The organism is Mesorhizobium sp. M0991, assembly GCF_040318915.1.
In the GTDB taxonomy this organism is placed as follows: domain Bacteria; phylum Pseudomonadota; class Alphaproteobacteria; order Rhizobiales; family Rhizobiaceae; genus Mesorhizobium.
In genome coordinates, this window is the sequence record NZ_JAMYNE010000014.1 from 60,219 (window position 1) to 80,052 (window position 19,834).

Here is a 19,834-nt window from a genome sequence, read left to right on the forward strand (position 1 = left end):
TCCCGCGGCAGCGCCGTTCGGCGATGCCGAGTTGGCAAGATCACCAGTTTACATCTGACATGTTAGCGTGCTAACGCTACGTGCACATTGATTTCAACGGAGATCGCATTGGCTTCCCGCTTTGGTCTTTCGGTTGCCCTAACCACACCCTTCGATCCGTCGGGGCAGATAGCACTCGCGCCGATGATCGCGCATGCCCGAACCTGCCTTGGCGCCGGCTGCAGCAGCGCGACGCTGTTCGGCACCACCGGCGAAGGAGCCTCGGTCGGCACCGACGAGCGGCGGATCGTCACCGAGGCCATGCTGGCGGCCGGTATTCCGGCACATCAGCTCGTCGCCGCAGTGCTGGTCGATGCAGCCGAAGATGCCGCCGATCAGGCCCGGCACGCTTTGCAGCGCGGCGTTCGCAACATTCTGCTCGCTCCGCCGAGCTACTTCAAGAATGTCGGCGAGGACGGGCTGTTCGGATGGTTTTCCGCCGTTTTCGCCGCACTCGGTCCGCTGGCGCGCGACGTGCTGCTCTATAACATCCCCTCAGTCACCATGGTGCCGCTCCCGCTTGGGCTGATTGGCCGGCTGCGCACCGCCTTTCCCGCTGTAGTGGCCGGGGTGAAGGATTCCGGCGGGGACTGGAGCTACAGTGAGGCGCTGCTTGAAGCGCACGGCGATCTGGTGATCCTCATCGGCGACGAACGGCATCTGGCGAGAAGCGTACGCCGCGGCGGACAGGGTGCGATTTCCGGCATGGCTAATTTTGTTACCGGCGAAATCGGCGCAATGGTCGAAGACGGCCGCGACGACCCACGCGTCGAGGACTTCGTGCTCGAATTGCTCAAATACCCGGTCACGCCGGCGGTGAAGGTCATGGTCGCGCGCAAGACCGGCGACGAGCGCTGGCTGGCGGTCCGCCCGCCCCTGGAGGCGATCGGCCCGCAAGGACAGCGGCAGCTTGCTGCTGCCTACAACAGGCTGTTTGCGACAGAGGCGGCCTGACCGACAAGGCCGGGCTGACCGACAAGGAAGCGAGCTGAAGTGGAAGACGGCAGCGAACCGATCACTCTCCGGGAGAAAGCCTATGCTAGCTTCACGCGGCATTTGCTGGCCCGCGATCTGCGGCCGGGGCAGTTCGTGTCACAGCGCGAACTGGTCGCTTTCACCGGACTGCCGCTGGGTGCCATTCGCGAGATCGTCCCGCGTCTCGAGGCCGAGGGACTGCTGACCACCATCCCGCAGCGCGGCATGCAGATCGCGCATATCGATATCAATCTGATACGCGAGGCGTTTCAGTTTCGGTTGTTCATGGAACGCGAGGCAGTGGCGCTATTCACGACCAGCGCTTCTGACGCCGAACTTGCCCGCATGCGGCGCGAACATGAGGAGATGCTGGCGCAAGCTCTGGGACAGGCGCCGACGCCGGAAATGGAAGCCAAGGCCCAGAACATCGACTGGGCGATGCACGATACCTTCATCAATGCGCTCGGCAACGAGATTATCGCCAAGGCCTATCTGGTCAACTCGGTGAAAATCCGGCTGATCCACCAGGAGCGTTTCCGCATCGACGGACGTGTGGTGCCGGTGATGCGCGAACATTTGGCGGTCATCGAAGCCATGGAGAGCCGCAATCCGCAAAAAGCGGTTGAAGCGATCAGTCTGCATATCGACAATGCGCGCCGGCTGGCGCTCCAGATCTGAGGAAATATAGCCGCGCCGCGGTTCGCGACGCATCCACAACGACAGCAACCGGGAGGAAGAAATGTCGTCCAATCTGTTCAACCCAACCAGGAGGCAATTCCTTGCCGGAACCGCGGCGCTCACCGCTGCCGGCCTTGTGGGGCTTCGCCCCGGCCTTGCCGCAGGCCTCGACTGGAAACGCTTTGCCGGGACGACGCTTGACGTCAATCTGGTGAAAAGCCCGCGCAGCGACACCATCCTGAAATATCTCGCCGAGTTCGAGGAACTGACCGGCATCAAGGTCAATGCCGAGGCCACGCCCGAGCAGCAGCAGCGCCAGAAGACGGTGATCGAGCTGAGCTCGGGCAAGCCGAGCTTCGATGTCGTGCATCTGAGCTACCACGTGCAGAAGCGCCAGTTCGAGAAGGGTGGCTGGCTGGCCGACATCGCCGGCTATCTCGCCGATCCGTCGCTCACCGACCCGGCGCTGATCGAAAGCGACTTCGCCGAAGCCGGCATGCTGTTTGCCAAGGACGGCCAGGGCGTGCTGCGCTCACTACCCTTCTCGGTGGACTACTGGATCCTCTATTGGAATAAGGAGCTGTTCGAGGCCAAGGGCCTCAAATACCCCGAGACCTTCGAGCAACTGGTGGCCGCCGCCGAAGCGCTGACCGACCCGTCGACCAATACATACGGCTTCGTCGCCCGCGGGCTCAAGAACGCAAACACGCCAGTGTGGACGTCGCTGATGCTCGGCTACGACATGACGCCGCTCGATGACAAGGGCAAGCTGCGCACCGAGGCTCCCGAGGCGATCGAGGCTGCCGCGCTCTATCAAAGATTGATGACCAAGTCCGCCCCTCCGGGCGTCACCGGGTTCAATTGGGCCGAAGCACAGTCTGCCTTCCTGCAAGGCAAAATCGGCATGTGGCTCGACGGCGTGGGCTTTGCCCCGCCGATGGAAAATCCGGAAAAATCGAGAGTGGTCGGCAAGGTCGGTTACGGCGTCATGCCCAAGGGTCCCAAGGCGCATGCCTCGGGTACCTTCGGCGACGGGATTGGCGTTACCGCCGCCAGCGAGAAGAAGGAGGCCGCCTATCTGTTCTGCCAGTGGGCGGTATCGCCAGCCATGGGCGCGCGGCTGTTGCAGGCCGGCGCCGGCGTTCCATTCCGCAAATCCGTGCTGGAGGATCCCAAGGTGCGCGAAGGCGTCACCATGCCGGCAAGCTGGCTCGATGCCGTGGTCGGCTCGGGCAATATCAGCCGGCTGGCGCTGCCGGTCATCATCCCCGTCACCGAATTCCGCGACATCTATGGCGTGGCGCTGACCAACATGATTGCCGGCGCCGATCCCGCCGCGGAGCTGAAGAAGGCCACTGAGCAGTTCCAGCCGGTTCTCGACAGGAGCGAGCAGGGCTGATGTCAGCCACCACCCCAGAACAGACCGGGGTGACGATGCCGGTTATCGACGGGAGCCAGACGATCCGGCTGGCTCCCAACTACTGGCCCTTCGTTGTCCCCGCACTCGTCGTCGTCGGCGCCGTCATCGTTTTCCCCTGGGCTTTCACCCTGTGGATGAGCGTCAATCGCTGGACGCTCGGCCAGTCGCGGAGCTTTGCCGGGATGGAAAACTATCTCCGCCTGGCCAGCGACCCACGGTTCTGGGAATCCCTTGTTCATACATTGACCTACACCTTCCTCTCGGTTGCAGCGCCGATGCTCCTGGGCACTCTGGCCGCCCTGATCTTCGATGCCAGGTTTCCGCTGCGCGGCTTGCTGCGCGGCGTCTTCGTCATGCCGATGATGGCAACGCCCGTTGCCGTGGCACTGGTCTGGACCATGATGTTCCATCCTCAGCTCGGCGTGCTCAACTACCTGCTGTCGCTGGTCGGCATCCCGGCTCAGGAATGGATATTCAACGCCAACACGGTCATCCCGTCGCTTGTTGCGGTCGAGACCTGGCAGTGGACGCCGCTGGTCATGCTGATCGTGCTTGGCGGGCTGGCCTCGGTGCCGCGCGAGCCCTTCGAAAGCGCCGAGATCGACGGCGCCAATGCCTGGCAGCAATTCCGCTATCTCACTCTGCCGATGATCGCACCGTTCCTGATGATCGCGGTCATCATCCGCACCATCGATGCCTTGAAGAGTTTCGACATCATCTACGCGATGACCCAGGGCGGCCCGGGCACGGCGTCGGAGACCATCAACATCTATCTCTACAACACCGCCTTCTCCTACTACGATATCGGCTACGGCTCGGCCATGGCCGTGGTGTTCTTCATTGTCATCGTGGCCCTGTCCTTCGTGCTGCTGATGCTGCGCCAACGCTCGCAGTGGATCGATACGGAGGGCAAATAGATGAGTTCACGGCTACTCAACCAGATCGGTCTGTTTTTCGCTGCCCTGGTTTTCGTCTCGCCGGCGATCCTGTTCTTCCTCTGGATGATCTCGCTGTCGCTGAAATTCGAGATCGACAACGGTGCCTATCCGCCGATCCTGATCCCGGAACGTTTCGCCTGGTCGAACTATGTAAAGGTGTTCGAGGAGAACAATTTCCTGCTCTATCTCTGGAATTCGGTTCTGGTGACCGGCACGGCGACCTTGCTGGCGCTGCTGATCGGCGTACCGGCCGGCTATGGCATCGCACGGCTCAAGGCTGAACGATCGGCGGTCGTCATCATGATCGCCCGCATGACGCCTGGGCTATCCTATCTCATCCCGCTGTTTCTGCTGTTCCAATGGATCGGGATACTCGGCACGCTGTGGCCGCAGATCATCATCCATCTGGTGGTGACGGTGCCGATCGTGGTGTGGGTGATGATCGGCTATTTCGAGACCACGCCGATGGAACTGGAAGAGGCGGCCAACATCGACGGCGCCAGCTCCTGGCAGGTTTTCCGGCTGGTTGCCCTGCCCATCGCCAAGCCGGGCATCGTCGTCGCGTTCATCCTGTCCGTGATCTTCTCGTGGAACAATTTCGTCTTCGGCGTGGTGCTCGCCAGCCGTGAGACGCGCACCCTGCCGGTCGCCGTCTACAACATGCTGTCCTACGAGCAGGTGAGCTGGGGGCCGCTCGCCGCGGCGGCGCTGGTGGTGACCCTGCCGGTGCTGATCCTGACCATGTTCGCGCAAAGGCAGATCGTCGCGGGGCTGACCGCCGGCGCCGTCAAGGGCGGCTGAGGGGCGCGCCCTGACATCACTCTTTTCCAGGAAAGATCCAATGGCATCGGTAACGATCAACAACGTGCAGAAGGCCTTCGGGGCCACCAAGATCATTCACGACGTCAGCGTCGATATCGCCGACGGCGAGTTCGTCATCCTGGTCGGTCCGTCGGGATGCGGAAAATCGACGCTGCTGCGCATGATCGCAGGCCTTGAGACGATCTCCGGCGGGAAGATCGCCATCGGCGAGCGTATGGTCAACAATCTGCGGGCACGGGACCGGAACATCGCCATGGTGTTCCAGAATTATGCGCTCTATCCGCACATGACTGTGGCCGACAATATGGGCTTTGCCCTGAAGATCAAGAAAGCCGACCCGACCGATACCGCTGGCCGGGTCAGGAAGGCAGCCGGCATCCTCGGCCTGGAAAAGCTGCTTGACCGCTATCCGCGCCAGCTTTCGGGCGGCCAGCGCCAGCGCGTCGCCATGGGTCGCGCGATCGTACGCGACCCGCAGGTTTTCCTGTTCGACGAGCCGCTCTCCAACCTCGACGCCAAGTTGCGCGTCCAGATGCGCGGTGAGATCAAGGCCCTGCACCAGCGGCTGGGTACCACGACGATCTATGTCACGCACGACCAGATCGAGGCGATGACGATGGCCGACAAGATCGTCGTGCTGCATGACGGCCTGGTCGAGCAGATCGGCGCGCCGCTGGACCTCTATGACCATCCGGCCAATCTCTTCGTTGCCGGGTTTATCGGCTCGCCCGCCATGAACTTCATTGCCGGCCGCATCGAGGAGGGCGTGTTTCGCAGCGCCGGCGGGTTGGTCCTGCCGTTGCCGGAAGGCGCCCAGCCGGCGGATGCCGCAGGACGCGAACTCGTCTACGGCATTCGCCCGGAACATATCCGGGCGACGGGACAAGGTATGCCGGGCACGGTCACGCTTCTCGAGGCGACAGGCTCGGAAATCTTCGCCAGGGTCGACTGCTCCGGTGAAGAAATCTCCTGCCTTTTCCGAGAAAGGCTTGCGCTGAAGCAAGGCGAAGGGGTGCGGATCGAGATCGACCGCGCATGTGCGCATCTGTTCGACGCCGAAACTGGTCGGCGCATCTGACTCGGTGGTCCGGTGAATGCGTGGTCGGCCTAGGTCGGCAAAGCGAATTCACCGGCGAGTTCGATGGCGCGGCCTTCGCGGGCCGATCTCTCGGCGGCGAGGCCCATGACGACGGCCCACCAGCCGTCTTGCAAGGTCACTTCCACTTTGCCTTGCCCGCGCACCGCAGCGGTGAAGCGGGCGTGCTCGAAATAGGTCGAACCATTATGGTCGCCTGCCTCGAGCAGCCGGGGGTCGACGGGAATCTCCAGCAGGCGTGGTCCAGGCGGATTGCGCGGGCTGACGATCAACTGGGGCACTGGCGCAGGGCCAAGGTGGGTCGGCCAGAAACGGCCTGGTCCGGGCACCAGACATTCGATCTTTCCGTCGCCGCCGACAGCGCAGAGTTCCTCCTGGTAGCGGCTGCCCTGGGCAAACATGCACAGTTCCAGCATGGCGCGCGCGCCGCTCGCGAAATCAGCCAGCACATAGCCATGGTCAACGATATCCGGCCTCTCACCGCCATAGCGTTCGTCGAGATGGTTTACGGCCTGTCCAGCGCTCGCCATCACGCGGACGGGGTCGGATCCGAGTATCAACCGCATCAGATCGAAGAAGTGGCAGCACTTCTCGACGAACGTGCCGCCGGTGTTGCGGTTGAACCGGTTCCAGTCGCCGACCTTCGTCAGAAACGGGAAGCGGTGCTCGCGGACCGTCAGCATGCGGATGCCGCCGGTGGCGTGGCGGGCCTGCTCGACGAATGCGGCGACGGGAGGCATATAGCGATATTCCATGGCCACCCAGACGAGCGGAAGCCGAGCTTTCAACGCCGCGATCCGCCCCTCGTCGGCGGCCTCGGTGAAGGGCGGTTTTTCCACCAGCACCGGCAGCGGTCGAAGTGCGGCGATCTCCTCCATCTGACTGAGGTGATGGTGGTTGGGGCTGGCAATCAAGACGCAGTCCACCTCGTCCATGGCCAGCAGTTCGGCGATCGACGCCGCCGATCGCGCGCCCGACGCCGTCGCCAGCGATGCTGCCAACATGCCGGGGTCCGGCTCGAAGATCGCTGCCACATGCGCGTCGGGCAACAGGGCGATGTTGCGGATGTGCTCGCGGCCCATCATGCCGCAGCCGATGATGCCGTAGCCGATCGATGATCTGGTCACGCTGCGACTTCCTCCGGCCTATCTGAAACGCGTGACGTACCGCGCCGCGCCCGGATCGAACCAGCTGCGGGAATATTCCGCGCTGGCGCCGTCGCCAGCCCAGGCGATACGTTCAATGAAACCCACAACCGTCCCCGGCGGTGGCCTGAACTCGAGGGGGGCCCAGTCCGGCGCGGGCGCGACGGCGACATGGTCTTCGGCGCGAACGATCGAAAAGCCGAGCGCGAGCCGGTAGTGGAGATAGAGGGATTCCGACAAGTCCTCGCGCTTGAGCCGCTCGGCGCGGCTGGCGTCGAGCCAGATCTCTTCGACCGCGGCCGGCTCGCCGTCGAGCCGCCGCAGCCGGCGTATACGGTGGGCTTCGCCGGCGCTGCCGAATTGCGGCAGGTCGGCGGGCTTGGGCAGCCGCTCGATGGATAGCACGTCGGCGCTCGGCAGGCCGCCACCGCCGATGCGCTCCAGGCGAAAGAAGGCATAGATCCCGAGCAACTCGCCGCGCGCCCGCACATAATTGCCCGAGCCCTGGATGCGATCGAGAAGCCCCTTTTCCGTCAAATCGGCAAGCGCGCGCCTGAGCGTGCCGACGGCAATCCCCAGGCTCGCGGCCATCTCTCGCTCGGGCGGCAGCCGCGCCCCGTCGGCCAGCCGTCCGGCCGCGATTTCGCGGATCAGCATTTCGCTGGTCTGCAGGTGCACAGGCAAGGGGCCGCGCATCTGGCTGGACCGGTGGCCGGGGTCCGCCCTTGTCAAATGCATCCGGTGCTCCAATCGCATCCCGGTTTCGGGTTTGGCCGCAAAAAATTGATACAGTATTGATCTACACAAAAACGAATGCTACGCAAGCCCTATTCGCAGCTCCGGACGTCATTGAAGAGTGGCCCGGACGTCTTTTCTGAAGAGTGGCAATGAGCATCGTCCCAATCACTTCGCCGGACCTCGACGCAGCCGAAGTCTCGTGGTTCGCCGCACTCTGCTCGGATGACTATCGGTATCTCGGCGTGCCGCACGGCGCGCTGCGCTCAAGCTGGGCGCATTGCTCCGAGATCGTGAAAACGTCCGAGGAACTCGGTTTCCGCAACATCTTGTGTCCGTCGTCCTATCAGGTCGGCCAGGACACGCTGAGCTTCGTTGCCGGCTGCGCGCCGATCACGTCGAAGATCAATCTGCTTGCCGCTGTGCGCTGCGGCGAGATGCAGCCGATCATGCTGGCGCGCACGATTGCCACGCTGGACCACATGCTGGAAGGCCGGCTGACGGTGAACATTATTTCGTCGGACTTTCCGGGCGAGACAGCCGACAGCGCCTACCGCTATCAGCGTTCGCGCGAGGTGGTGCAGATACTGCGCCAGGCCTGGACCAGCGACAGCATCGATTTCGAGGGCGAGGTCTATCGCTATAAAGGGCTCTCGACGGCGCCGGCGAAGCCTTATCAGCAGAATGGCGGCCCGCTGCTCTATTTCGGCGGTTATTCGCCCGACGCGCTCGAGCTTTGCGCCGAACAGTGCGACGTCTACCTGATGTGGCCGGAAACCAGGGAGGAGCTCGCCGGCCGCATGAGAGCCGTCCACCAGCGCGCCGAGCGTCATGGGCGGACGCTCGATTACGGCCTGCGCGTCCACATGATCGTGCGCGATACCGAGGCCGAGGCAAAGGAATATGCCCGGGAGCTGGTTTCGAGGCTGGACGACGAGCAGGGCAGGGCGATCCGCGAGCGCGCGCTCGACGCCCGATCGCTCGGCGTATCGCACCAGGCCAGGAACCGCCAGATCGCCGATGCCGAAGGTTATGTCGAGCCGCATCTGTGGACGGGCGTCGGGCGGGCGCGCTCTGGCTGCGGCGCGGCGCTGGTGGGCTCGACCGATCAGGTTCTGTCGGAAATCGAGGCGTATATGAAGATGGGGATCCGCGCCTTCATCTTTTCCGGCTACCCGCATCTCGACGAGGCGCGTCATTTCGGCACCAAGGTGTTGCCTCAGCTCAAGACATGCTCGCTCCCGCACGCCTATGGCCGTGTGCCGGAACGGATCCCGGCGACACCACTGGGAACGGGAGAGCGCCGCTGATGGAGCATGTTGTGTGTGATCCCCGCCTTTTGCGCAACGCCTTTGGGCGTTTCGCCACCGGCGTCACGGTCGTCACCACCGGCACGGCCGACGGCCCGGTCGCAATCACTGCCAACAGCTTCTCATCCGTGTCGCTCAATCCGCCGCTGGTGCTGTGGTCTATCGGCCGCCACTCGCGCCGGTTCGAAGCCTTCGCCAATTCCGCGCACTACGCCATTCACGTGCTGGCGGAAGATCAAATCGATCTGTGCTGGCGTTTTTCGAAGTCGGGGACGGACTTTGCCGATCTTGACCTGTCGTGGAGCGAGCACGGCGTGCCATTGCTGCCGCGCGCATTGGCGCGGTTCGAATGCAGCGTCGCCGACCGCTTCCCGGCTGGCGACCATATGATCCTGCTTGGACGTGTCCTTGAACTGCAGACGCAAGAGGGTTTGCCGCTGCTCTTTGCTGGCGGCAAGTCGCGCGCTCAAGAGGCCAGTTGATGACCGCCGGCGCCGCTCCGGGCTGGTGCCGTCGATTGGCGCACCACGAGATTGCAGGCAAGTTCGACGCGACGTGGCGGCGACCCCGAATGGGCCATGTCGTCGAGCAGCAGGCTAAGCGCAGCCGATCCGATCTCGCGCATAGGAATGTGCATCGCCGTCAGCGGCGGGTTGCAGAAGGCAGCGAGCGGCAAGTCGTCCATACCGACCACGGACACATCGCCAGGCACCGAATATCCGGCCTCCTGGACGCCGGCGATGGCACCAAACGCCAAGCTGTCGCCAGCCGTCAGCACGGCGGTGAAATCGAGGCCGCGGGCCGCGATGCGCTCGGTCACGGCCCTGCTTGCAAGTTCCGGCAACCAGTCCTGCACCTCGACCACGAAGTCGTCGAAGCCGGCAATGCCGGCCGTGATCAGCGCGTCGCGCCAACCTTCGTAGCGCCGCTCGATCGTGCGCCGGCCACGCCGCATCAGGAACAGGATGCGGCGGTGGCCGAGGCCGATCAGATGCTGCGCGGCAAGCATGGCGGCAGAGCGATTGCAGGGCGTCACGCTCGAATGGCGCATCGAGGGATCGTCGCCGTTGACGAGCACGATCGGCTTGGCGAATCCGGCTGTCAGCGTCAGCACATCGTCATCGTCCAGCGTCAGAAACAGACAGCCGGCGACGCTGTCATCGCGCTCGGATTCACGCAGCAGCGCGATTTCGTCCTCGGGCGCCGAAACCGGCCGGGTCACGAGTTCGACGCCCAGCAACCGGGCGCGCTCGTTGAGCCCATCAAGGACATGGTAGGTGAACTGATTGCGGGCACTGTCCACCATTGCCACGCTGCTTGCGGCCAGGATGACCTTGCGGCCGGCAACCGAGGCGGGAATGGCATAGTTCATCGACTTCGCCGTTTCGATGATCCTGGTGCGAAGCTCGTTCCTCACGCCGCCGACTCCGCTCAGCGCACGAGAGGCGGTGCTGACCGACACGCCGCAACGCGCCGCGATCTCCTCAAGTCGAATGCGGCGGCTGGGGCGGCCGCGCTTGCCCTGGATACTCATGCGCTCCGTCACCTCCGCCAAAGTCATCCGATTAATGCAAAAAATTTTCAGATTGCGCAAGAAAAATGGCTGTGAAACAGTTCTGATGAAGCGGGAGAAACGGGAGGAGTTATGCCGCTATCGGCCGAACGCCTGAATTCCGCGCTTGCCAGCCTCGTGGCCGGCATGACCGGCTTGCGTCATGACGGGCGGTTCCATGAGCCGAATCTCGACGGCACGCCGGGCGACTATGTCAGCTTCGACAGCTGGGAATGGCCGCAGGGCGTCGGGCTCTACGGGCTGGTTCGGCTGTGGGCGCAGACCGGTGACGATCGGCTGCTGCAGACGATCGAGGCTTGGTACGACCGACGCATCGCTGCCGGTCTTCCGGCGATGAACGTCAACACCACCGCGCCTCTGTTGGCGCTAAGTGAATTGTGGCGGCGCCGGCGCCAGCCGCGCTTCGAGCCGGTCCTGCGCGAATGGGCCGAGCAGGTAGTCACCGCCTTGCCGCGGACGCCGGAGGGCGGTTTCCAGCACGATGTTTCGGATCGGGTCAACGACGACGAATTGTGGGACGACACGCTGTTCATGGTGGCGCTGTTCCTCGCATCCTACGGCCAGGCTGCCGGTCAGCGTCGCTTCGTCGAAGAAGCAGAAAGGCAATTCCTGGTCCACGCCCGTTATCTCGCCGACCCGGCATCAGGGCTGTGGTTTCACGGCTGGACCTTCGCGGGACGGCACAATTTCGCCCGTGCGCGTTGGGCGAGAGGCAATGCCTGGATTACCGTCGGTATCCTCGAACTGGTGGAGTTCGCCGAAATTGCCCCCTCGGTCCGGGCCTATCTGCTCGGCGTGCTGGAGACGCAGATCAACGCCCTGCTCGAGGTGCAGGCAGGTTCGGGCGCATGGCACACTCTGCTCGACGACCCGACGTCTTACGAGGAGATTTCCGCCACGGCCGGCTTCGGCTACGGGTTGATGAAGGCCGTGCGGCTCGGAATCGGCTCGACAGAGTGCCGTGCCGCCGGCCTCCGCGCGTTGGCAGCCGTGGTGGCGAACATCGATGACAAAGGCGTGGTGGCGAACGTGTCCTATGGCACACGCATGGGCGCCGACCTGCAGTTCTATCGCGATATACCGATCCATCCGACGGGCTACGGGCAGGCGCTGGCCATTCTGTGCCTGACCGAAGGGGCGCGGCATCTGCAGTCGAAGGTGGAGGCGGCATGATGCGGACGCTCTATGGCGCGTCGCCGGGCGATATTGCCGGTATGGACACGGACCGGCTGAGGGCCGAGTTCTTGGTCGACGGCTTGTTCCGGCCTGGCGCGATCGAATTCGTCTACACCCATGTCGACCGCATGATCGTCGGTGGCGCGGTGCCGCTGGCCAACCCGCTGGCATTCGGCAACGGGGCCGAAGTCGGCACGCCGCTCTTCTTTGACGCGCGCGAGATGGGCATCGCCAATCTCGGCGGCAATGGTGCGGTCGCGGTGGACGGCCGGCGCTTTCCCGCGGCTAACCGCGACATCGTCTATGTCGGACGCGGAGCGCGTGAGGTGACGCTGGAGAGCGACGATCCGGAGAGGCCGGCACGCTTCTACATGAACTCGGTGCCGGCCGGCGCCGATATTGCGCACCGTCTCATCGTCAACAGCGAAGCCAAGCCGCTTGTGCTCGGCGAGGAGGCCCGCGCGAACAGGCGCACGCTGCGCATGTACATCCATCCCGAAGTGGCCCCGTCCTGCCTCTTGCTGATGGGGATCACCGACCTCGCGCCGGGCAGTGTGTGGAACACCATGCCGCCGCATCTGCACGAGCGGCGCATGGAAGCTTATTGCTACTTCGACCTCGCCGAGGCCGACCGTGTAATCCATCTGATGGGCCGGCCAGACAAGACGCGCCACCTGATGGTCGCCGACGGTGACGTTGTCCTGTCGCCCGCCTGGTCTATCCATATGGGTGCCGGCACCGGCCCCTATGCTTTCGTCTGGGGCATGACCGGCGAGAACCAGGCCTACACCGATGTCGATCCAGTTGCCGTGAAGGATTTGCGATGAGCGAGGCCGCGCAAAGCGTTCGGACGGACTTTACGCTGCGCCGGCCGCTCATGGCGGGGCAGCCAATCGTCTATTGGCGGCTCGGGTCTATCGCCGAGCAACGCTACGATGTGGCCGACCAGCCCATGCAAGGCGAGATGGATCCCTTCTTCTTCCTGACCAAGCACAAGAATTTCATTCCCCATGAATATCCGTGCCGCACGCAGTTCGCAGCGGAACGACGCGGCAAGCGACCACAGGTCAGCGCCGAATTCGGCGCCGAGCGCATTTGGCTGCCCTTCGCCTCGCCGCGCATCGACCTATCGGGCTTCTGGTTCCGGCCGACGGTGCTTGGAACCTGGGCCGAGACCACCATCGAGGCGGCCTCGACTGGCGAGGTGATGGTGCGGCTGCGCACATGCGGCGGCGCCATACTCTTTGCCAATGGTGAGGAAGCCGGCTGGATGGCGCCCTACGGCCGCAATCTGGAAAGTGCCGAGCACTTCAAGATCGCGCTGAGGGCCGGCCGCAACGACATTCGCATATGGTTCGACGATCTCGCAGAGCGCGACGCCCGCTACTATTTCCAGCTCGACTATCTATCCGGTCCGGCTGCTTCGGTCGCACTGCCGATCGAAGTCGAGAGCGGCGTTGCCGATGCGATGGAAGCAGCCCTCGACGACATGCATTTCGAGCGTCCCGCCTATGACGGCGGCGAGGTGGCGCTTGTCACCGGCGTGGCCCTGCCGCGCGACGCGCAAGTCGAGGTCGAGATCGAGGGCGATTTCATGTCGATCGAGACGCCGGTGCGCTTCGCCTTCGATCTGCCGGCGGGCCAGACGCGGCTGCCGATCGCCGATACCGAGCAGCTGCCGGCCGACTTTCGCCATTTCAAGGTGGCGCTGACGGTCGCAGACCATGCCGTATCGCGTGTCTTCGGCGTCGAGATATGCCACGCGCGCCGTCAGGGCGATGCGCCGGAAACGCTTACCGCGCGTATTAATGAGGCCTTGCGTGAGGTCGCCGGTCACGCCGAGGCCGACACCGTGCGCGCACTGGCGCGCCTGGCGATCGGCCAGCAGGGCGCCGAGACCGACGCCATGATCTCCGGTACGCTGCCGGCGATCGAGGATTGTCACGATTGCGCCGACTTCATCCTGGTGCCGCTGCTGTGGTGCCGCAAGGCCTATGGCGATCGGCTGGAAGTGAGCCTGCGCGCGCGCGTCGACAACGCCATCCTCGGCTATCGCTACTGGATGGACGAGCCCGGCAATGATGTGCAGTGGTACTTCTCCGAGAACCACGCGTTGCTCTTCCACACCGCCGCTTATATTGCTGGGGGCCTGTTGCCTGATGTGCGGTTCGTGCGGTCGGGCCGCCTTGGCCGCGAACAGTCCGCGGTGGGAGCCGCGCGGGTGCGGGCCTGGCTCGACCATTTCGAGGCATGGGAGATGGCCGAGTTCAACTCGGCGCCTTATTTTCCCATCGACCTCAAGGGCCTGTGCGCGCTCTACGCGCTGGCCCCGGACAAGGACATCGCCGAACGTGCCGGCAAGGCAATCATACGCCTGCTTGAAATCGTCGCCCGCTCGGCGCATCGCGGCATCCTCACCGGGGCGCAGGGCCGCTCCTACGAGCACACGCTGCGCGCCGCGCGTTCGCTGGAATTATCCGGCATCTGCCGCATGCTTTGGGGCAAGGGCAATTACGGCATGCGCTTTCATGCGCTGCCACAGCTGGCACTGTGCCTGCGGGATCACGATTTGAGCGTTCCGGACGGGTTGGCACCAATTGCTTCCCTCACCGACGATACGGCGTGGGAATGGACTTTCGCGCAGGGACAAGACCGCTTCGCGCGGCTCTACCACTACAAGACGCGCAACCATGCGATGGGCAGCGCCGCTGGCTATCGCTGGAATCAATGGGGTTATCAGGAGACCGTCATTCACGCCCGGCTGGGCAAGAATCCGGATGCGCAGATCTGGATCAACCACCCCGGCGAAGTGCTGCAGTCGGGATATGGCAGACCATCATATTGGGGCGGCTCAGGCACTTTGCCCCGGCTTCACCAATATCGCGACCTCGCCATCGTCAGCTTCTCCTGCTCGGATGAACAGCCCGACTTCACGCACGCCTGGTTCCCCGCACGTGCCTTCGATGCCGTGCAAGTGGGTGGCGATCGGGCGTTCGCGCAATCCGGCGACGCCTTCGTCATGCTGAAGACGGATGTGCCTCTTACGCAGGTCGTGGCCGGCCCGACCGCCGGCAACGAGCTGCGGGCGGCGGGACGCAGGACGACGTGGATCATTCGCCTCGGTGACCGGAATGCCAATCTGCCGGCGCTCGACGCCTGGGCGGACGCCTTTGCCGGCCTGTCGGTGCGGTCGGGTCCCGACGGCGAGTTGATCGTCGAGGATCCGGAGTACGGCACGGTGCATTTCCTCGCCGACGCAAGGATCGTGGCTGAGGGACGTACACTCGATCCGACCAACTGGACCGTGCGCGGTGAGGCGATGCGCATGAAGCACACAGAGTAGGGAGGAAATCGGCTGCGACGCTCAAGAGGAGAGGGCGTAGCGGCTTGAACTATCGGGGCGCCGCCCCGCTAAAGGAGGAGACGAAAGCATGAATAAGTCCCGCACTTTGCTGGCCGCGCTATCGGTCAGTCTGCTCGCATCGACCAGCGCGTTTGCCGGCGACGTGCGCATCATGTGGTATTCGGACGGTGTCGAAGGCGATGTCATCCAGGACATTCTGAACCGCTTCATGAAGGACAATCCCGACATCCACGTCACGCTCGACAACGTCGCCTACAAGGTGATCCAGGAGCAGCTGCCCATCCAGCTCGAAGCCGGCCAGGGCCCGGACATCGCCCGCGTCACCAACATCAAGGAGCTTGCCCAGCACTGGCTCGATCTCAGGCCACTGGTGGCTGACCCGAAATATTGGGAGGACAATTTCGCTGACACGCTGGACTGGATGCGCCCCGACGGCTCCAACGCCATCCCGGGTTTCATGACCCAGCTCACGCTCACCGGCGGCTTCGCCAACAAGACGCTGTTCGAACAGGCCGGCGTGCCGCTGCCCGGCGACAAGGCGACCTGGGACGACTGGATCAACGCCGCCGCCGAAGTGGCGAAGAGCCAGCAGCTTCCGGCTGCCTTCGCCATCGACCGTTCCGGTCACCGCATTTCGGGTCCGAATGTCTCCTTTGGAGCGAACTATATCGGCCCCGATGGTATGCCGGCGAAAGTGGACGACGGCACCAAGGCGTTCGTCGGCAAGCTCGTCGACTGGACCGCCAAGGGCCTGATGCTGAAGGATACCTGGGTGTCGGCGGCAGGCTCGACCTATCGCGCGGCCGCCGACGACTTCATCAACGCCCAGATCCCGTTCTACTATTCGGGCAGCTGGCAGGTCGCCAATCTGTCGACCAAGATCGGCGACAGTTTCGACTGGGTGGCGACCGGCTCGCCCTGCGGTACCGCAGGCTGTTCGGGCGTGAAGGGCGGCGCGGCGCTGGTCGCCATCAAATATACGAAGAATCCCAAGGACGTCGCCAAGGTCATGGATTATCTGGCCCGTGAAGACGTGGTGAAAGAGTTCAGCGAGCGCACGCTGTTTCTGCCCGCGCACAAGGGCGTCGTAGACAAGGGCGGGCTGAAATGGGTCTCGGCCGACAAGAACGTCGGTCCCGCGCTCGACAAGTTCGTCAAGGCGGCGGGCGAAACCCTGCCGGCGGCCGATGCAATGCCGCCGTGGAAGTGGGCCAACGCTTACTTTGCCGCGCTGGTGACGCGCGTCAGCCAGGTGATGGCCGGCGAGCTCAGCCTCGACGATGCCTGGGGCAGGATCGACCAGGATATCGCCGACAAGGTTGCCGAGGCGAAGTGACCGCCGCCGCGACACTGAAGACATGGATTGGCGCCGCCCTCGCGGCGCCGGTCGTGTGGCTGGCATCGATCGTCAACGTGCCGCTGAAGTTCTGGCAGCGCGCGACGGGCACCGGCGGCATGGCCGCGTTCTTCCTCGCCCCAAACATGGCGATCTTCGGCATTTTCGTCCTGGTGCCGATGATCATCAACTTCTTCTATTCGGCCACGTCGGGAACGGCCTACTTCCTGCAGGACCGAACCTATGTGGGGCTCGAGCAATACCAGCGCCTGCTCGATTGCGGCAACTATCTGGACACTGCCACTTGCCACGAGGATCTCTTCTGGAAGGCCGTGCACAATACCGGTCTGTTCGTCGTCGTGCAGGTGGCGCTGATGACGGTCGTGTCGATGGCGACAGCGCTGATCCTCAACCGCGAGATCGTCGGGCGCAGCTTCTGGCGCGCGGTGTTCTTCTTTCCGGTGCTGCTGTCGCCCGTCGTCACCGGCCTGATCTGGCGTTGGATCCTGCAGCGCCAGGGCCTGCTCAACCTGATCGTCCATGATATGGGCGGCGAGCCGCACAACTGGCTGACCGACCGTTTCTGGGCTTTCACCGCCGCCGTCAGCGTTTCGGTCTGGGCACATATGGGCTTCTATACGCTGATCCTGCTTGCCGGATTGCAGGCGATCCCGCGCGACCTTTACGAAGCGGCCGAGATGGACGGCACGAAGCCGGCGCGGGTGTTCTGGCGCATCACGCTGCCGCTGCTGATGCCGAATCTGCTTGTCGTCATCGTACTGACGCTGATCCGCGCCGTGCAGATCTTCGACGAAGTCTATGTGCTGACGGGTGGAGGGCCGGGAACCTCGACCCTCTATATCACGCAGTACATCTATGAGATCGGCTTCGCCTCCCTGCTGCGCAATCCGGGGCTGGCTTCGGCGGCTTCGATTCTGATGGGGTTGGTGCTGGTCGTGCTCACCTTGGTTCAGCTGCAGGTCGGACGCCGGGGTGAGCGGAAAGGAGCCCGCGAATGAGCGGCGTCATGACATTCCTGACCCGCCGGCGCGGCGGTCGCGGCTGGCATTGGACGGATATCGTGAGCTGGCTGTGGCTGCTCGGCGGTGTTGTCATCATGTTCGGTCCGGCCGTCTGGCTGGTGGGTTCGTCATTCAAGACGCCGGCCCAGCTTGCCGAGTTCCCGCCGACCATAATGCCTTATGTCAGCCAACAGGCGAGGGTTGAAGGCTACGACAAGCCGCTGGCCCTCTACAGGGTGAAGCTGCCGGATGGTTCGACCAAGGTGCTGGCCGAGGTGCGGCGCATCGGCATCATGGCGCAGATGGTCGACCCGCAGGCGCCGAACGATGTCGTCAAGGTCAACATCGCCGACCGGCAGCCGGTGCGCGAAATCGGCTTCGCGACGGAGAACTACACCGAGCCCTTCGTCCATTTCGACTTCCTGCGCTATCTGCGCAATTCGGTTTTTGTGACGGCAATGGCGACGCTGATCACGCTGCTCACCAATTCGATGGCCGCCTTCGCCCTGTCGAAATACAAGTTCCGCGGCCGCGATCTGACGATGCTTGTGATCGTCGGTACGCTGATGGTGCCGCTGTCGGTCATCCTGGTGCCGCTCTATTCGGTGGTGGGCGCCGTCGGGCTGCTCGATTCGCTGTGGGGCGTGATCTTGCCGACGGTAGCGACGCCGACCGGCGTCTTCCTGCTGCGCCAATATATGCTGACCATCCCCGACGAGCTGCTCGATGCGGCGCGCATGGACAACGCTTCCGAATGGCAGATCTACTGGCGCATCGTATTGCCGCTTGCAGCACCGGCGCTCGCCGTGCTGGCGATCTTCTCGGTCGTCTGGCGCTGGAACGACTTTCTGTGGCCGCTGGTGGTGCTGTCGCGCAAGGAACTCTACACACTCCAGGTCGGCCTCAACACCTATGCCGGCCAGCTAAACGTGCAGTGGCACTACATCCTGGCGATGACCGTGGTGACGATGATCCCCGTCGTCCTCGTCTTCGTCTTCCTGCAGCGTTACATCACTTCCGGCATTGCCGGCACCGGGCTGAAGTGAGGATGTCATGGGACGGATAACGCTGACCAACATCGATCGCGCTTACGGCAAGATGAAGATCTTGCACGGCATCAATCTCGACGTCGGTGACGGCGAGATGCTGGTCCTCGTCGGCCCGTCGGGTTGCGGCAAGTCCACGCTGCTGCGGCTGATTGCCGGACTCGATCGGCCGACCGACGGCAAGATCGAGATCGACGGGGTCGACGTCACCAACGTTTCGGCCGCACAGCGCGGTCTGGCGATGGTGTTCCAGTCTTACGCGCTCTACCCGCACATGAGCGTGCGCCAGAACCTCGCCTTCGGGCTCGAAAACATCCGTATGCCGAAAGCCGAGATCGACGCGCGGATCACGGAAGCGACGCGCATGCTGGAAATTGCTCCCTATCTCGACCGCCGGCCCGGTCAATTGTCGGGCGGCCAGAAGCAGCGCGTGGCGATCGGCCGTGCGGTGGTGCGCAATCCGACCGCCTTTCTACTCGATGAACCGCTGTCCAACCTCGATGCCGAACTGCGCATCACCATGCGCGCTGAACTGGCGGGCCTGCACCGGCGGCTGGCAACCACGATGATCTACGTCACCCATGACCAGATCGAGGCGATGACGCTGGCGGACCGCATCGTGGTCATGCGCTCGGGGCGGATCGAACAGGTCGGCCGGCCGCTCGATCTCTACAACGCGCCGGCCAACCTGTTCGTCGCCGGCTTCATCGGCGCGCCGCGGATGAACCTGCTGCCGGTAAAGGTGCGTTCGGCAAGCGCTGGTGAGGTGCGTGTCGAAGGTCCGGGCGGGCTGTCGGCCTCGGTCGCGGCCGACGGGGTCGCGCTGAAACCGGGAGACGACGCGACGCTTGGCATCCGGCCACACGACATCCAACTTTCGGATGGCAGCAAGGGATCGGTGGAAGCGCGGGTAACGCTGGCCGAGGCGTTGGGACCGGAAACCGTTGTCCACGCCACCATTGCCGGCGACAGCAAACTCATCGCCGTTCTCAAGCAGCAGGGCGTTGAATCGCAAGGGCCGCCGATCAACCTCGCTCTGCCGCCGGAGCGCATGCATCTCTTCGATGCCGCCGGGCTGCGTGTCGCACCGCGTTAGCCGGCGGCAAGATAGCGGGTTGCTTTCATGAACCGTCGCAACTGCCGCACAGCGAACGCGTGT

General features: G+C 63.8%; 18 protein-coding genes. 15 read left to right on the forward strand and 3 right to left on the reverse strand.

Going from position 1 to position 19,834, the window contains the following annotated elements; translation table 11 throughout:
• Positions 1–108 precede the first annotated feature (108 nt).
• The 6 genes from NKH70_RS20635 (at position 109) to NKH70_RS20660 (ending at position 5,950) form a co-directional block, all read left to right on the forward strand.
• On the forward strand, positions 109–993 hold the full coding sequence (locus NKH70_RS20635) for a dihydrodipicolinate synthase family protein (protein ID WP_352716487.1): 885 nt from the start codon (positions 109–111) through the stop codon (positions 991–993).
• A gap of 39 nt (positions 994–1,032) precedes the next feature.
• Positions 1,033–1,692, forward strand: coding sequence for a GntR family transcriptional regulator (locus NKH70_RS20640; RefSeq protein ID WP_023674176.1), 660 nt, complete (start codon positions 1,033–1,035; stop codon positions 1,690–1,692).
• A gap of 61 nt (positions 1,693–1,753) precedes the next feature.
• On the forward strand, positions 1,754–3,091 hold the full coding sequence (locus NKH70_RS20645) for an extracellular solute-binding protein (protein WP_353016057.1): 1,338 nt from the start codon (positions 1,754–1,756) through the stop codon (positions 3,089–3,091).
• A 35-nt stretch (positions 3,092–3,126) separates the two neighbouring features.
• Positions 3,127–4,029, forward strand: coding sequence for a carbohydrate ABC transporter permease (locus tag NKH70_RS20650; RefSeq protein WP_245274609.1), 903 nt, complete (start codon positions 3,127–3,129; stop codon positions 4,027–4,029).
• Positions 4,030–4,851: a carbohydrate ABC transporter permease gene (locus NKH70_RS20655; RefSeq protein ID WP_023674179.1), complete on the forward strand. Its 822-nt coding sequence runs from the start codon at positions 4,030–4,032 to the stop codon at positions 4,849–4,851. It begins immediately after the preceding gene.
• 40 nt (positions 4,852–4,891) lie between these two features.
• On the forward strand, positions 4,892–5,950 hold the full coding sequence (locus NKH70_RS20660; protein WP_352716491.1) for an ABC transporter ATP-binding protein: 1,059 nt from the start codon (positions 4,892–4,894) through the stop codon (positions 5,948–5,950).
• Positions 5,951–5,979: 29 nt separating this feature from the next.
• Here the strand turns inward: NKH70_RS20660 and NKH70_RS20665 are convergent, their stop codons facing one another.
• Together NKH70_RS20665 and NKH70_RS20670 are read right to left on the reverse strand one after the other, a co-directional pair.
• The gene (locus NKH70_RS20665) at positions 5,980–7,053 is read right to left on the reverse strand and encodes a Gfo/Idh/MocA family protein (protein ID WP_502908387.1); all 1,074 of its coding nucleotides are present in this window, start codon (positions 7,051–7,053) and stop codon (positions 5,980–5,982) included.
• Between the two features lie 60 nt (positions 7,054–7,113).
• A complete protein-coding gene (locus NKH70_RS20670) occupies positions 7,114–7,770 on the reverse strand; it encodes a GntR family transcriptional regulator (protein WP_352716494.1) in 657 nt (218 codons plus the stop codon).
• A gap of 230 nt (positions 7,771–8,000) precedes the next feature.
• On the opposite strand from NKH70_RS20670, the gene NKH70_RS20675 reads away from it, so the two are divergent.
• Together NKH70_RS20675 and NKH70_RS20680 are read left to right on the forward strand one after the other, a co-directional pair.
• Positions 8,001–9,158 carry an LLM class flavin-dependent oxidoreductase gene (locus tag NKH70_RS20675; RefSeq protein ID WP_352716495.1) on the forward strand — a complete coding sequence of 386 codons (1,158 nt, stop codon included), beginning with the start codon at positions 8,001–8,003 and terminating at the stop codon, positions 9,156–9,158.
• Positions 9,158–9,640, forward strand: coding sequence for a flavin reductase family protein (locus NKH70_RS20680; protein ID WP_353025896.1), 483 nt, complete (start codon positions 9,158–9,160; stop codon positions 9,638–9,640). Before NKH70_RS20675 ends, NKH70_RS20680 begins: the two co-directional genes overlap by 1 nt.
• Here the strand turns inward: NKH70_RS20680 and NKH70_RS20685 are convergent.
• Positions 9,625–10,692, reverse strand: a complete 1,068-nt coding sequence (locus NKH70_RS20685) for a LacI family DNA-binding transcriptional regulator (protein WP_352516539.1) — start codon at positions 10,690–10,692, stop codon at positions 9,625–9,627. The two genes, NKH70_RS20680 and NKH70_RS20685, sit on opposite strands and share 16 nt — an antisense overlap.
• Before the next feature lie 111 nt (positions 10,693–10,803).
• Between NKH70_RS20685 and bglB the strand changes: the two genes are divergently transcribed.
• The 7 genes from bglB to NKH70_RS20720 all read left to right on the forward strand — a co-directional run bounded on the left by bglB (position 10,804) and on the right by NKH70_RS20720 (position 19,771).
• Positions 10,804–11,904: a beta-galactosidase BglB gene (gene bglB / locus NKH70_RS20690; RefSeq protein WP_352716498.1), complete on the forward strand. Its 1,101-nt coding sequence runs from the start codon at positions 10,804–10,806 to the stop codon at positions 11,902–11,904.
• Complete coding sequence (gene kduI, locus NKH70_RS20695) at positions 11,901–12,734, forward strand: 5-dehydro-4-deoxy-D-glucuronate isomerase (protein ID WP_352716500.1); 834 nt, start codon at positions 11,901–11,903, stop codon at positions 12,732–12,734. Before bglB ends, kduI begins: the two co-directional genes overlap by 4 nt.
• On the forward strand, positions 12,731–15,250 hold the full coding sequence (locus NKH70_RS20700) for a hypothetical protein (RefSeq protein WP_502908381.1): 2,520 nt from the start codon (positions 12,731–12,733) through the stop codon (positions 15,248–15,250). The genes kduI and NKH70_RS20700 overlap by 4 nt, the downstream gene beginning before the upstream one ends.
• Positions 15,251–15,338: 88 nt before the next feature.
• Positions 15,339–16,607 carry an ABC transporter substrate-binding protein gene (locus tag NKH70_RS20705; RefSeq protein WP_352716502.1) on the forward strand — a complete coding sequence of 423 codons (1,269 nt, stop codon included), beginning with the start codon at positions 15,339–15,341 and terminating at the stop codon, positions 16,605–16,607.
• Positions 16,604–17,626 (forward strand): carbohydrate ABC transporter permease, encoded by a 1,023-nt coding sequence (locus NKH70_RS20710; protein WP_352716504.1) that lies wholly within the window; start codon positions 16,604–16,606, stop codon positions 17,624–17,626. Before NKH70_RS20705 ends, NKH70_RS20710 begins: the two co-directional genes overlap by 4 nt.
• Complete coding sequence (locus tag NKH70_RS20715) at positions 17,623–18,675, forward strand: carbohydrate ABC transporter permease (protein ID WP_352716505.1); 1,053 nt, start codon at positions 17,623–17,625, stop codon at positions 18,673–18,675. The genes NKH70_RS20710 and NKH70_RS20715 overlap by 4 nt, the downstream gene beginning before the upstream one ends.
• A 7-nt stretch (positions 18,676–18,682) precedes the next feature.
• Positions 18,683–19,771, forward strand: a complete 1,089-nt coding sequence (locus tag NKH70_RS20720; protein WP_352716507.1) for an ABC transporter ATP-binding protein — start codon at positions 18,683–18,685, stop codon at positions 19,769–19,771.
• Positions 19,772–19,834 lie beyond the last annotated feature (63 nt).